General features: G+C 64.9%; 14 protein-coding genes, 1 tRNA gene and 1 rRNA gene. 6 read left to right on the top strand and 10 right to left on the bottom strand.

Annotated features, from left to right (window positions below):
- From METUNV1_RS14000 to serS, 3 genes are all read right to left on the bottom strand, one after another.
- A 16S ribosomal RNA gene (locus tag METUNV1_RS14000) occupies positions 1-302 on the bottom strand; the annotation flags it as partial.
- 454 nt (positions 303-756) lie between these two features.
- Positions 757-846, bottom strand: a tRNA-Ser gene (locus METUNV1_RS13995).
- 116 nt (positions 847-962) lie between these two features.
- Positions 963-2,243: a serine--tRNA ligase gene (gene serS, locus METUNV1_RS13990; RefSeq protein ID WP_008062888.1), complete on the bottom strand. Its 1,281-nt coding sequence runs from the start codon at positions 2,241-2,243 to the stop codon at positions 963-965.
- A 131-nt stretch (positions 2,244-2,374) separates the two neighbouring features.
- Between serS and METUNV1_RS13985 the strand changes: the two genes are divergently transcribed.
- Positions 2,375-2,641 carry a hypothetical protein gene (locus tag METUNV1_RS13985; protein WP_008062886.1) on the top strand — a complete coding sequence of 89 codons (267 nt, stop codon included), beginning with the start codon at positions 2,375-2,377 and terminating at the stop codon, positions 2,639-2,641.
- 150 nt (positions 2,642-2,791) lie between these two features.
- Here the strand turns inward: METUNV1_RS13985 and METUNV1_RS13980 are convergent, their stop codons facing one another.
- The 4 genes from METUNV1_RS13980 to METUNV1_RS13965 form a co-directional block, all read right to left on the bottom strand.
- Positions 2,792-4,171, bottom strand: coding sequence for a replication-associated recombination protein A (locus METUNV1_RS13980; RefSeq protein ID WP_008062884.1), 1,380 nt, complete (start codon positions 4,169-4,171; stop codon positions 2,792-2,794).
- 10 nt (positions 4,172-4,181) lie between these two features.
- Complete coding sequence (gene lolA, locus METUNV1_RS13975) at positions 4,182-4,823, bottom strand: outer membrane lipoprotein periplasmic chaperone LolA (RefSeq protein WP_008062883.1); 642 nt, start codon at positions 4,821-4,823, stop codon at positions 4,182-4,184.
- Positions 4,820-7,051, bottom strand: a complete 2,232-nt coding sequence (locus METUNV1_RS13970; RefSeq protein ID WP_008062881.1) for a DNA translocase FtsK — start codon at positions 7,049-7,051, stop codon at positions 4,820-4,822. The genes lolA and METUNV1_RS13970 overlap by 4 nt, the downstream gene beginning before the upstream one ends.
- Before the next feature lie 147 nt (positions 7,052-7,198).
- The gene (locus METUNV1_RS13965) at positions 7,199-7,822 is read right to left on the bottom strand and encodes a Crp/Fnr family transcriptional regulator (RefSeq protein ID WP_008062880.1); all 624 of its coding nucleotides are present in this window, start codon (positions 7,820-7,822) and stop codon (positions 7,199-7,201) included.
- Between the two features lie 346 nt (positions 7,823-8,168).
- Here METUNV1_RS13965 and trxB point away from each other — a divergent pair, with 346 nt between their 5' ends.
- Positions 8,169-9,125, top strand: coding sequence for a thioredoxin-disulfide reductase (gene trxB, locus METUNV1_RS13960; protein WP_008062878.1), 957 nt, complete (start codon positions 8,169-8,171; stop codon positions 9,123-9,125).
- Between the two features lie 22 nt (positions 9,126-9,147).
- Entirely contained in the window at positions 9,148-9,726 is a 579-nt protein-coding gene (locus tag METUNV1_RS13955) for a Smr/MutS family protein (RefSeq protein WP_008062876.1), read from the top strand.
- A gap of 43 nt (positions 9,727-9,769) precedes the next feature.
- On the opposite strand, the gene METUNV1_RS13950 is transcribed toward METUNV1_RS13955, so the two are convergent.
- Positions 9,770-10,108, bottom strand: a complete 339-nt coding sequence (locus tag METUNV1_RS13950) for a P-II family nitrogen regulator (protein ID WP_008062875.1) — start codon at positions 10,106-10,108, stop codon at positions 9,770-9,772.
- A 62-nt stretch (positions 10,109-10,170) separates the two neighbouring features.
- Here METUNV1_RS13950 and METUNV1_RS19890 point away from each other — a divergent pair, with 62 nt between their 5' ends.
- From METUNV1_RS19890 to METUNV1_RS20130, 3 genes are all read left to right on the top strand, one after another.
- A complete protein-coding gene (locus tag METUNV1_RS19890; protein ID WP_198291112.1) occupies positions 10,171-10,416 on the top strand; it encodes a hypothetical protein in 246 nt (81 codons plus the stop codon).
- A 210-nt stretch (positions 10,417-10,626) separates the two neighbouring features.
- Positions 10,627-10,755: a hypothetical protein gene (locus METUNV1_RS20135; protein WP_269746528.1), complete on the top strand. Its 129-nt coding sequence runs from the start codon at positions 10,627-10,629 to the stop codon at positions 10,753-10,755.
- A gap of 45 nt (positions 10,756-10,800) precedes the next feature.
- A complete protein-coding gene (locus METUNV1_RS20130) occupies positions 10,801-11,355 on the top strand; it encodes a response regulator (protein ID WP_008062873.1) in 555 nt (184 codons plus the stop codon).
- 9 nt (positions 11,356-11,364) lie between these two features.
- On the opposite strand, the gene METUNV1_RS13940 is transcribed toward METUNV1_RS20130, so the two are convergent.
- Together METUNV1_RS13940 and METUNV1_RS13935 are read right to left on the bottom strand one after the other, a co-directional pair.
- Positions 11,365-12,540: a sensor histidine kinase gene (locus METUNV1_RS13940; RefSeq protein ID WP_008062872.1), complete on the bottom strand. Its 1,176-nt coding sequence runs from the start codon at positions 12,538-12,540 to the stop codon at positions 11,365-11,367.
- The gene (locus METUNV1_RS13935) at positions 12,525-13,253 is read right to left on the bottom strand and encodes a response regulator (RefSeq protein WP_008062867.1); all 729 of its coding nucleotides are present in this window, start codon (positions 13,251-13,253) and stop codon (positions 12,525-12,527) included. Before METUNV1_RS13935 ends, METUNV1_RS13940 begins: the two co-directional genes overlap by 16 nt.
- Positions 13,254-13,361 lie beyond the last annotated feature (108 nt).

Genomic DNA, 13,361 nt, shown 5'->3' with positions numbered 1-13,361 from the left:
GATCATCCTCTCAGACCAGCTACAGATCGTTGCCTTGGTAGGCCTTTACCCCACCAACTAGCTAATCTGACATCGGCCACTCCAATCGCGCGAGGTCTTGCGATCCCCCGCTTTCTCCCTCAGGACGTATGCGGTATTAGCACTTCTTTCGAAGTGTTATCCCCCACGACTGGGCATGTTCCGATGTATTACTCACCCGTTCGCCGCTCGCCACCAGGGTTACCCCCGTGCTGCCGCTCGACTTGCATGTGTAAAGCATTCCGCCAGCGTTCAATCTGAGCCAGGATCAAACTCTTCAGTTTAATTCCCAAAACTCGTCAGAATTCACAGGTATAAGCTTTCGCTTAAAACCTTTGATTCGTATGAGCACTTCAATTTAGTTGTCATGCGATCAACCACCGCCCCAAGTTACCCTGAAACGACAGCTGCTCGCCATCTCAACTACAACGTGCCCACACCTATCGGCTGTTTGTTTTGTTAAAGAACGTTCGCTGCGTCGCGCTGTTTGTTTCGCTGCAGCAGAGAAACGAGACTATAGCGACGTTTTCTTCGTTGCGCAAGCTTTTTTGAAAACTTTTTTGCAACGCACTCGACGCCGAGTGAAGAGTCCTGCGTTTCTCTATGTGTTCGATATCGCACTGCGACATCGAACCAGGCCACTCCGCTTTAGAACCACTTTCCGAACCCGACCGCAACGCGGATCTCAGAAAAGAATCGGCCCGCATGTCCCTAGGACTGAGCGGGCCGTCCTGAATCTGGCGGAGAGGGTGGGATTCGAACCCACGGTAGACTTGCGCCTACGCCTGATTTCGAGTCAGGTACATTCGACCACTCTGCCACCTCTCCGGGGTACTGCACGACTTCGTGGTCTCGAAGCGGCGCGCAGTATAGCACCGGGCCGCAGTGAATTGCTACTTTCAGTCGCGGAGGCGGCTCATTCGCGTACCTGCGGACTCAGTGACTCAGACGCTGATGCGCTCCACGCCGCCCATCCAGGGGCGCAGCGCCTCCGGCACAACGACCGAGCCATCCGCCTGCTGGTAGTTCTCCAGGATGGCCACAAGCGTACGGCCGACGGCCAGACCCGAGCCGTTAAGCGTATGCAGGATTTCATTCTTGCCCTGTTCGTTCTTGAAGCGTGCCTGCATGCGGCGCGCCTGGAAGGTTTCGAAGTTCGAGCAGGACGAGATTTCGCGGTAGGTGTTCTGTGCCGGCAGCCACACTTCGAGGTCGTAGGTCTTGGCGGCGCCGAAACCCATGTCGCCGGTGCACAGCGCCACCTTACGGTAAGGCAGTTCGAGTTTTCGCAGGATGGTTTCGGCGTGTCCGGTCAGCTCTTCAAGCGCGGCCCAGGAACGATCCGGGGTCACGATCTGCACCAGCTCGACCTTGTCGAACTGGTGCTGACGGATCATGCCGCGCGTGTCCCGCCCGTACGAGCCCGCTTCGGAACGGAAGCACGGCGTGTGGCAGACGAACTTCAGCGGCAGCGCCGATGCGGCCTGCACGGTATCACGCACGATATTGGTGACCGGTACCTCGGCGGTCGGAATCAAATAGAACTTCCCGCCGTCCCCACGAGGCACCGCGAAGAGGTCTTCTTCGAACTTCGGCAGCTGACCGGTCCCGAACATGCTCTCCGCGTTGACCATATAAGGTGCGTACAGCTCGGTATAGCCGTGATCGGTCGTGTGGGTATCCAGCATGAACTGGGCAAGCGCCCGGTGCATGCGGGCAATGCCTGCACGCAGCAGCGTGAAGCGGGCCCCGCTGATCTTGGTCGCGGTCTCGAAGTCGAGGCCGCCAAGCCCGGTGCCGACATCGACATGGTCCTTCACCTCGAAATCGAAGCTGCGCGGCGTACCCCAGCGCAGCACCTCGACATTGTCAGCCTCAGACTTACCGACCGGAACCGATTCGTGCGGCAGGTTGGGCAGTGAGGCAACGAAGGCCTGGATGTCAGCCAGCAGTGCGGCGAGGCGTTCTTCGCCCGCCTTCAGCGCGTCACCCAGGCCTGCAACCTCGGCCATCACGGCCGAAGTGTCTTCGCCCTTCGCCTTGAGCTGACCGATCTGCTTTGACGCGGCATTACGCTTCGCCTGCAGGTCCTGGGTGTCGGTCTGGATGCGCTTGCGTTCGGATTCCAGCGCCTCAAAGCGGGCAACGTCGAGCACGAAACCCCGAGTGGCAAGGCGTTCCTGAACGAAAGCGAGCTGGCTGCGCAGCAGTTGGGCGTCTAGCATGAAAAGAACCTGTGGCTGATGGAACGGGGCCTGTCCAAGCATTCGGGACAGGCGCTGCAATGTAAAATTCTAACAGCGCACCGTGCCACGGGCGTTATAGTTGCCCTGCCAGCCACCTTCACGCAAACGTCATGCTTTCACTTCGCGACTGCCTCGATCACAGCAATCTGAGCGAACTGGAAGTCGGTGTGCTTGCTGACTACACCGGCCTGTCGCCGATGCTTGCCGCCACGCTGGCCGGTGCGATGCTGCAGAGCGAAGGGGGGGCGGACCTGATGCTGCGCCTTCTGCAGGACGCGGAGAAGCAGGCGGCCCAGCGGCTCAACATGGATGAACGTGCCCGCACCCGGGCTGCGGTAGAGCGCTTCCGCGCAGTACACAAGCCGGATCTGCACTGAACCGGTTCAGTCTGCGGCACGGGCAGTTCGCGGCATCGCAGGCTCGATCAGGCGCAAACAACGGAACGCAGCCCGCCCACAGACGACGGGGCAAGGACCCGGCAGGGCATGAGGCCCGGTCTGCGGGCGCCGACCTGGCCGCCGCACACATCAGTCACCCCTCGCCTTGCGGTCCTGCTCTCGCAGCCAGTTCAGCTTTTCGGCAATCTTCGCTTCCATGCCGCGGTCTGTCGGGCGATACCACTGCACGTCCTTCATGCCGTCCGGAAGGTAGCGCTCGCCGGCAGCGTAGCCACCCTCCTCGTCGTGCGCGTAGCGGTACTCCGCGCCGAAGCCCATGTTCTTCATCAGCCTGGTCGGTGCATTGCGCAGATGCAGCGGCACAGGGCGCGAACCGTCATCGGCGATGAAGCGGCGCACTTCGTTGTAAGCCATGTAGACCGCGTTCGATTTGGCCGCACAGGCAAGGAAGATGACCGCCTGTGCCAGCGCCAGTTCACCCTCCGGGGAACCGAGCCGCTCGTAGGTCTGACAGGCCTGCAGCGAAATCTCCAGTCCGCGGGGGTCGGCCAGGCCGATGTCCTCGATCGCCATGCGGACGATGCGCCGTCCGAGGTAGAGCGGATCGGCGCCGCCGTCCAGCATGCGTACGAACCAGTACAGCGCGGCATCCGGATTGGAACCGCGCACCGATTTGTGCAGCGCCGATATCTGGTCGTAGAAGGCGTCGCCGCCCTTGTCAAAGCGGCGCAGATTGCGCGACAGCGTGCTGTCGACGAATGCTGCGGTGACCGGATCCACCTTCGCGGTACGGGCAGCGGTATTGAGCTGTTCGAGCAGGTTGAGCAGCTTGCGCGCATCGCCGTCAGCGAAGCCGATCAGGCGGGCCCGGGCGTCCTCGTCGAAAACGAGGCCGTTCAGCGCACCGCTGCGTGCGCGCTCGAACAGCGCCACCATTTCGTCCTCGTTCAGGCTCTGCAGGACGTAGACTGAAGCCCGCGAAAGCAGCGCGGAATTCACCTCGAAACTGGGGTTCTCGGTGGTGGCACCGATGAAGGTGACCAGACCGGATTCGACATAGGGCAGGAAAGCGTCCTGCTGAGCCTTGTTGAAGCGATGGACCTCATCCACGAACAGGATGGTGCGCCGGCCGGTGCTGGCATTGACCGCTTCGGCGCGCTGCATCGCTTCGCGGATGTCCTTCACGCCGGAAAACACCGCGGACAGCGCGATGAATTCGGCGTCGAAGGCTGTCGCCATCAGACGCGCCAGCGTGGTCTTGCCCACGCCGGGCGGCCCCCACAGGATCATCGAATGCGGGATGCCGGATTCGAAAGCCAGACGCAGCGGTTTGCCCGGCCCGAGAAGATGCTGCTGGCCGATCACTTCGTCCGGCGTCTTCGGGCGCAGCAGCTCTGCCAGCGGCGCGTTGGCGGGAGGGCTGGCCAGCGTGCGCACCTCGGCGCCGCCCGCCGTGGCGGCACGTCGCACAGGCGCCGGTTCGTCCGGGATGCCGAACAGGTCGCTCACCGTACCCTGCTCACTTCTTCGCGTCGTCGCTGATCACGTCCGCGCCCGCCGGCGGCGTGAAACGGAACTGCCCGGGATCAATGGCCGGATTGCGCTCGAATGCGGTGAAACGCAGCTTCGTCGTCTGGCCGAAACTGTCGCGCAGCACCATACCACGCAGCAGACCGTCCTTGAATCCGATGCGCACCGCCTCGAAGCCGCCCTCGGTGGCTTTCGGCTTCGCATCGACCCAGTCCAGCCCGTCTTCGGCGCCGCCTTCGGTGAGATCGAAATTCTTTTCCAGCTCGTTGCGGCCGGCCAGCAGTGCTGCGGGCGTGGACGCGAGTGCGTCGCCCAGCCTCTTCACCGTCACCTGGTTCAGGTCGCGGTCATGCACCCACAGCCTTTCGCCGTCACCGACCAGCAGCTGATAGTAGGGCTTGTCGTAGGTCCAGCGGAACTTGCCCGGACGCGAGAACGCCATCGTGCCGCTGGCGTTCTGCGGCTTGCGGCCGGATTTCGCGGTCACCTGCTGTTCGAAGGTGGCGCGGCCGGACTGCGTCGATTCGACGAAAGCACGCAGCTGGTCGATCGCGCCGGCAGCGAAGGCCGACACGGGCAGCGCCAGCACGGCGGCGGCAATGCAGCTTCGGAAACGTGAAATCATGGTCATTCCTCGCGGGCGGGCGCGATCACCTCGCGGCCGCCGGTGGCATTCATCGGGGTTACCAGACCCGACCGTTCCATCTGTTCGATCAGTCGCGCCGCCCGGTTGTAGCCGATGCGCAAGTGGCGCTGAACCAGAGAGATCGACGGACGCCGGGTCTTGAGCACGACTTCGACCGCCTGATCGTACAAAGGGTCCGACTCGCCGTCGGCGCTCCCGCCGCCTGCGCCTTCCAGCGAGAGATCGCCGCCGTCGTCATCGCCGGCTCCGCTCAGGATGCCTTCGACGTAATCCGGCGCACCGGTGGTCTTCAGATGCTCGACCACCTTGTGCACTTCGCCGTCGGCGACGAAAGCACCATGCACCCGGATCGGCACCCCGGTGCCCGGTGCGAGGTAGAGCATGTCGCCCTGCCCCAGCAGCGCCTCGGCGCCCATCTGGTCGAGAATGGTGCGCGAGTCGATCTTGCTCGACACCTGGAAGGCGATGCGGGTCGGTACATTGGCCTTGATCAGGCCGGTGATCACATCGACCGACGGCCTCTGCGTCGCGAGGATCAGGTGGATGCCCGCCGCGCGCGCCTTCTGTGCCAGCCGTGCGATCAGTTCCTCGATCTTCTTGCCGGCAACCATCATCAGGTCGGCCAGTTCGTCGATCACCACCACGATCATCGGCATGGTCGACAGCGGCTCCGGCGTTTCCGGCGTGATCGAGAACGGATTGGTCAGCGGCGTGCCGGCCTTCTCGGCGTCGGCGATCTTGCTGTTGTAGCCGGCCAGATTGCGCACGCCCATCGCCGACATGAGCTTATAGCGGCGGTCCATTTCGCCGACGCACCAGTTCAGCGCGTTGGCGGCGTGCCGCATGTCGGTCACCACCGGCGCCAGCAGATGCGGAATGCCCTCATAGACCGACAGTTCCAGCATCTTCGGGTCGACCATGATGAGCCGTACCTTGGACGGGTCGGCCTTGTACAGCAGCGACAGGATCATCGCGTTGATCGCCACCGACTTGCCGGAGCCGGTGGTACCGGCGACCAGCACGTGCGGCATGCGGGCGAGATCGGCCACCATGGGCTGACCGCCGATGTCTTTGCCCAGCGCCATCGTCAGCGGACTGGACATGTCGTGATACACCGCCGAACCGAGGATTTCCGACAGCCGCACGATCTGCCGTCGGGTGTTCGGGATTTCCAGGCCCATGCAGCTCTTGCCCGGAATCGTTTCGACCACGCGGATGCTCATGACCGACAATGCGCGCGCCAGGTCCTTCACCAGATTGACGATCTGGCTGCCCTTCACGCCGGTGGCCGGCTCGATTTCGTAGCGCGTGATGACCGGGCCGGGATAGGCGGCCAGCACCTTTACCTCGACGTTGAAGTCGGCCAGCTTGCGTTCGATCTGGCGCGAAATGAGCTCCAGCGACTCGGGGCTGGGCGGGTCGATCTCCGCTTTCGCCTCGTCGAGCAGCGCCAGCGGCGGCAGCGAACCCGGCAGGTCGGCGAACAGCGTCTGCTGGCGTTCCTTCTCGACCCGCTCCGACTTCTGGACCTCGACTTCCGGCACCTCGATCCGCACCGGCTCGCGCCGGCGGGTCGGCTTGCGGCGCTCGGCCTCGACCACCGCCTCGCGCTGTTCCGCCACCTGCTCGCCGATGCGGCGGTCACGCCAGCGGACGATGGCATGCAGCGCCGCGAACCAGCCGGCCTCGAGCGCCGCCCCCACCCGCTCGGCCGCGCGCAGCCAGGTCACCCCGGTCATCGCACTCAGGCCGACACCCAGCGTGACCAGCAGCAGCAGCGTGCTGCCGGTGAAACCGAAGGCGCCACTGAGCAGTCGCCCGAGCTCCATCCCGACCATGCCGCCGGGTCCGACCGGCAGTTCGGCCTGCAGGCTGTAGAAACGGATGGCTTCCAGCGCACAGCTGGCCAGCAGCACGACCAGGAAGCCGGCCAGCGCGACGAACAGCGGGCGGCGGTCCTCCCGGCGTTCCGCGCTGCGCGCCAGCCAGACACAGCCGCCGATCAGCATGGCCACCCACCACCAGGCGGACAGGCCGAACAGGAAAAGCGCCAGATCGGACAGCCAGGCGCCGAAGCGGCCACCCGGGTTATGCACGTGCTCGACGACCGAGGCATGCGACCAGCCGGGGTCGGCGCGGTCATAGCCGCCCAGTACCATGACCAGATAGAGCGCAAGCGCGCCCAGAATGAGCCAGCGTGCTTCGTGCAGCACGGCGGCAATGCGTTCGGGAAGGGGAAGCTGCTGAGCGTCTTTCGCCACAGGGGAAATGGCGCGGGGCCGGGGGAGAAACAAAGCCGGATTATATAAGCGGCACGGGCCGCATCAGCGGCCCGTGTGCATCAGGGGGAAACAGTCGGGTCAGACGGTTTCGAGCCGCTCACGCAGCAGGATCTTGCCGTTGGTTTCCTCGATCAGGCCCTGCAGGTGCAGGTCCTTCATCACGCGCGACACCATTTCGCGCGATGCACCGATCATCTTGGCGATGTCCTGCTTGGAAATCTTGCGGTTCACCACCTTCTCGCCATTGACCTCATCGGCCATTTCCAGCAGCAGGCGGGCGACACGGCCGTACACGTCCATCAGCGCCAGGCTCTCGATCTTGCGGTCGGCGGTACGCAGGCGGGCCACCAGATTGCGCATGATGAACATCGAAACTTCGAAGTTCTCCTGCAGCACCCGCTTGAAATCGCTCTTGGCGATCACGATGAGGTCGCTGGGCACCACGGTGACCACGGTGGCGGAGCGCGGGTTGTCATCCAGCACGCCCATTTCGCCGAACAGTTCGCCCGGGCCGAGCATGGACAGGATGACTTCGCGACCTTCCTCGTCGCTCACCAGCACCTTGAGACTGCCGGAAAGCACCAGATATACGAAATCGGTCTTGTCACCGGCACGCACCACGATGGAACCACGCGGCACGCGCCGCATGTTCGAAACCTTGGCGATCGGCTCCAGGCTCGCGTCAGCCAGACCGCTGAACATCGAAAACGTCCGCAGAGCGGTAATTGAAACGGGGTGAGCCGTTACCATCAAAAGACCTCCTGATACGGGCATGCCGGACGGGGCAACAGGCTGCGCCGCTTTGAATGGATCGTCGCGCCTGTGGTCGGTGCCGAGGGCCGCGCCAGTGCGGCCGTTCAGCGGAATCGAGCCACAAACACTGAAGCGGCCCTGATTATAGGTAGTTTTTCACGGCGGAAACAAACTGACCCATTATCTGTCACCTGTATCGGTCCCGGATCACCCGAACTTGAGCCCCGACGGCCGATGCAGGCCGGCTCGTTATAATCGCCCGACTCCTTTTCAATACAACGAACGGAATTCCGCCATGGCTGTACGTCACTCCCGCCTGCTCATCCTCGGTTCGGGCCCGGCCGGCTACACCGCCGCCGTCTATGCCGCCCGCGCCAACCTCAAGCCGGTGCTGATCACCGGCCTGGCGCAGGGCGGTCAGCTGATGACCACCACCGACGTGGATAACTGGCCGGCGGACGCCGACGGTGTCCAGGGGCCGGACCTGATGTCCCGCTTCCAGCGCCACGCCGAGCGCTTCGAAACCGAAATGGTGTTCGACCACATCCACACCGCCCACCTGAAGGAAAAGCCGATCCGTCTGGTCGGCGACAGCGGTGAATACACCTGCGACGCGCTCATCATCGCCACCGGCGCCAGCGCCAAATACCTCGGCCTGCCGTCGGAAGAGGCCTTCGCCGGCAAGGGCGTGTCGGCCTGCGCGACCTGCGACGGCTTCTTCTACCGCAACCAGGACGTGGCGGTGATCGGCGGCGGCAATACCGCAGTCGAAGAGGCGCTCTACCTGTCGAACATCGCGCGCCACGTGACCGTGGTGCATCGCCGCGACAAGTTCAAGTCCGAGAAAATCCTGCAGGACAAGCTGTTCGAGAAGCAGGCGCAGGGCAAGGTCACCATCCGCTGGAACAGCACGCTGGACGAAGTGCTGGGTGACAAGACCGGCGTGACCGGCATGCGCATCAAGTCGACCCATGACGGCAGCACCGAGGACATCGCGCTGGCTGGCGTGTTCATCGCCATCGGCCACCAGCCCAACACCCAGCTGTTCGAAGGTCAGCTCGAGATGGAGGGCGGCTACATCGTCACCCAGGCCGGCCGCAACGGCAATTTCACCGCCACCAGCATTCCCGGCGTGTTCGCCGCCGGCGACGTGCAGGACCACATCTACCGGCAGGCGGTCACCAGCGCCGGCACCGGCTGCATGGCGGCACTGGACGCCGAACGCTATCTGGACAGTCTCGGCCTGGCCTGAGTGCGGTCGCAAGACCCGCTCCATGTCATCGAAGAAGCGGCGCCACCCTAGAGCGCCCGCGCTGCCCAGCGAAGACGACATCGCGCTGTTCCGGCAGGCGGTGGTCGGCGTGCAGCCGATCACCACCGACCGCGTGCTGCTCGAACTTCCGCCGCCGCGCGCATGGCCTGCCCAGCGTGAGGCCGACGACCTGTCGGTGCTGGCCGAATCGATACGCGGACCGCTGTCGATCGACCTCAGGCTGGAGGGCGGCGAGGAGCCGTCCTTCCTGCGCGCCGGACTGACGCGGCAGGTGCTGCGCGACCTGCGCCGCGGGCGCTGGGTATCACAGGGCCAGATCGACCTGCACGGCGCCACGCGCGACGTGGCGCACGATCTGGTGGTCGAATTCCTGCACGACGCGCACCGCCGCGGCATTCGCTGCGTGCGGGTGATACACGGAAAGGGACTGGGTTCTCCCGGACGGGAGCCGGTACTGAAAGGACTGGTGCTGCGCTGGCTGATGCACCGGCCGGAGGTGCTCGCCTTCTGTCAGGCCCGGCCGCACGAAGGCGGCGCCGGGGCCCTGATGGTGCTGCTGAAGCCGGCCACGCGCGACTGAGTCAGGCCTTCGCCTGACTGCGCGCCGCCGGCCGCGGCGGAGTTCAGATCGCCGCTTCGCCCGCTTCGCCGGTGCGGATGCGGATCACCTGCTCCACCGGCATGACGAAAATCTTGCCGTCGCCGATCTTGCCGGTGCGGGCCGCCTTGATGATGGCCTCCACAGCCTGTTCGACCGTCTCGTCGGCGACGATGACCTCGATCTTGATCTTGGGCAGGAAGTCGACCACGTACTCGGCGCCGCGGTACAGCTCGGTATGACCCTTCTGGCGACCGAAACCCTTCACCTCGGTCACGGTAAGGCCGGTCACGCCGACTTCGGACAGACCTTCGCGGACTTCATCGAGCTTGAACGGCTTGATCACTGCTTCGATTTTCTTCATGGAACGCTCTCCTCGCTGAGGCGGCGAAGTATAAAGGTTCGGACGCTTCATCAGGGTGCATTGTGCGGCTGCATGCGCCGCAGCCAGTCGTACATCGCGGACCGGCACGCGCGCTCAAGCCTCTGATCCGTCAGCTGACAACGGCGTTCGCGACAGGCGCGTGCGAGGTCCGGATGAAGGGTGTGGTGTTTGCCAAGTTCATCGACATGGTGGAGCAGCGCTGCACGCCGGAATGGATGGACGAGGTGATCGAGGCGGTCGCGGAGCCTATACCGCGGTCGGCCACTACGACCACCGCAAAAGGGTGAGCATGGTGGTCGTACTGTCGGCCCGCACCGGCGCGCCCGTGTCCGGTCCGGTAAACACCTTCGGCGAATACCTTTTCGGACGCGTCCACAAGGGCTTTCCCCAGCTGTTCGCCGGCGTGAAGATGCGTTCCAGATGCTGTCCAGCATCCACCCGGAAGTACGCAGGCTCTATCCGGATGCCCGCCGCATTTCGACATCGGCGGCGACGGCGTGAATACCCTTGAAATGACCTGCCGCTCGGTCCGTCACTTCGGCGAACGGGTCGCGGTCCGTCGTGAAGACCTGACCGTGACGTCGGGCAGCACGATCCGCTTCACGCTCTCGCGCACCGGAACATGAACGAAGAGGACGTCGCGGAGAAGGCGCGCGAACCGTTCGACAGCAATGCTGCGCGCGTTCGCCACCACGCTGGAGGCCCAGGTCGAGGAGCGCACACGCACACTCGCCGCCGCACTGGCCCGGGCCGAACAGGCCGACCGCGCGAAATCGGCATTCCTGGCCACGATGAGCCATGAAATCCGCACGCTGATGAATGGTGTGACCGGCATGGCCCTGCTGCTGGCGTCGTCGCCGCTCGACGCCGAACAGAGCGCCTGTGTCGATACACTGATCGAGTGCTGCAAAAGCCTGCTGGAGCAGCACGGCATCCGCGCCGAAGTGGCCTGCGATGGCGGGGAGGCGGTGAGCCAGTGCGGCCTGCAGCCGTTCGAAGTGGTGCTGATGGACATGGCCATGCCGGGCATGGACGGTCTCGAAGCCACGCGCCTCATCGGCGGCTGCGGCATGCACCCGCCGCACATCATCGCGCTCACCGCCAATGCCTTCGAGAGCGACCGGCGCGCCTGCCTGGACGCCGGCATGGACGATTTCCTGGCCAAGCCGATGGACGCCTGCCAGCTGGCGGCCAAGCTGGCTCTGGCCGTGCCCCGGCCAGCCTGAAACCTGCGTTCAGACCGCGGTCAGATCCGTGCGCAGTGGCATCGTGATGACGAAGCGCGCCCCGCCCCGCTCGGACGCATCCGCGACCAGCGAGCCGCCCTGGCGGACCACCAGCGCGTGGGCGATCGACAGACCGAGACCGGATCCGCCGGTGGCCTTGGAGCGCGAGCGATCGGTGCGCATGAAGCGCTGGAACAGATGGCGCCGCGCTTCTTCGGACAGCCCCATGCCGCCGTCGCTGACTTCGATCCGCGCATGCCGGCCGTCCGTGTCCGCGGCCACCCGCACGCCGAGCCAGCCGCCGTCGTGCGCGTGACGCAACGCGTTCTCGATCAGATTGACCAGCACCTGGCGCATGCGGTCGCGGTCGGCATGTACCCAGGCCTCGTCCAGCTCGTACCGGATCTCGGTGGCCATCGCATGTTCCATCAGCCGACCTTCGAAGGTGGCCAGCACCTCGCCGACCAGGGGCACCAGATCCAACCATTCGAGCTGCATGGACAGCCGGCCCGCGTCGGCCAGCGACAGCGTGTGCAGATCCTCGACCAGCCGGCCGAGATGCTCGACCTGATCCAGCAGGGTATGGAATTCGTCCGGACCGGGCGTGATGACACCGTCGCACAGCGCGTGCAGCCGGGCCCTGAGCACGGTCAGCGGCGTGCGCAGCTCGTGCGACACCGCGGCCGCGGTCATCTTGCGCTCGCGTTCGAGCATTTCGAGCGCGTCGGTCATGTGGTTGAAGTGGCGCACCATTTCCGCCAGTTCGCCGCGATAGCGGCCGGTCTGCGCCCGCACCGAAAAGTCGCCGGTCGCCACCCGCTGCGCCGCTTCAGCCATCGATGCCAGCGGCAGCGTCACCAGCCGCGACACCATGAAACCGGTCACCAGACCGACCGGCAGACAGACCAGCAGGCCGATCACCAGCGACCATTTCTCGCCGAACAGAATGTCGCCGGTCCAGTACTCGCCGTAGATCGCCATCGCCCGCGGGCTGTCTTCCAGCCCGGCGCCATGCAGCGCATCGAGTTCGTGCCGCACCGCTTCCGGCAGACTCTTCTGGAACTCGCTGTACTCATGCTGCGCGAACAGGCCCACGCTCACGCTGAGCACCGCCACCGTCACCAGCACCGTGGCGGCGATCCACAGGCCGAAGCGGATCCAGATGCGGTCTAGGCCTCGGGCCACAGGCGGTATCCGATGCTGCGTACGGTTTCGATCAGGTCGCCCAGCCCGGCCTGCTGCAGCTTGCGCCGCAGCTTGCTCAGATGGGAGTCGATGACGCGGTCCATCGCGTCGCTCTCCGGCAGACAGGTCTCGATCAGGTGGCTGCGCGAGAAGCACTGCCGCGGCTGTCGCGCCATGCAGGCGAGCAGCCGGAACTCGGTCAGCGTGAGCGGCAGCGGCAGCTGGTTGCCCTGCTCGTCCTCGACCAGCGCACAGTGCGCGCTCATGTCGACGATCAGCCGCCCGACCCGGATCAGTTCCTTGCGCGCCCCCTCCTCGCGCCGGGCAGAGCGGCGCAGCACCGCGCGCACCCGGGCCACCACCTCGGCCGGGCTGAAAGGTTTCACCACGTAGTCGTCGGCGCCCAGCCGCAGGCTGAGCAGCTTGTCCACGTCCTCGGCGCGCGCGGTCACCATGATGACCGGTACCTCGCCGGCTGCCCGCACGCTGTTCAGCACGTCGATGCCGTCCATGCCCGGCAGCTGGATGTCGAGCAGCACCAGATCCGGCCGGATGCGCGCGAACATCTGCAGCGCTTCCTCTCCGGACAGGGCATGCACCGCGCGCAGGCCGTCGCGCTTCAGGTAGGCCAGCAGGATTTCGGCGATCGCCGGCTCGTCCTCGACGACTAGGACGAGCTGAGAGGACGGGGACGCATCGTGGGTGGCGGACATCTGCAAACGGACCTCGGCTGCCTGCGCCGATGGATGAAAGCGGCATCCGGCGCACAGGAATGACGCGCAGTGTAGCGCCCCGTCCAGCCGGTGTGGCAGGCCTGCGTC

The sequence above is a fragment of the Methyloversatilis universalis FAM5 genome (assembly GCF_000214035.2).
Taxonomy (GTDB): Bacteria; Pseudomonadota; Gammaproteobacteria; order Burkholderiales; family Rhodocyclaceae; genus Methyloversatilis; species Methyloversatilis universalis.
Note: the sequence above shows the minus strand (reverse complement) of the source record. Positions and strands in the feature narration are given on the sequence as shown.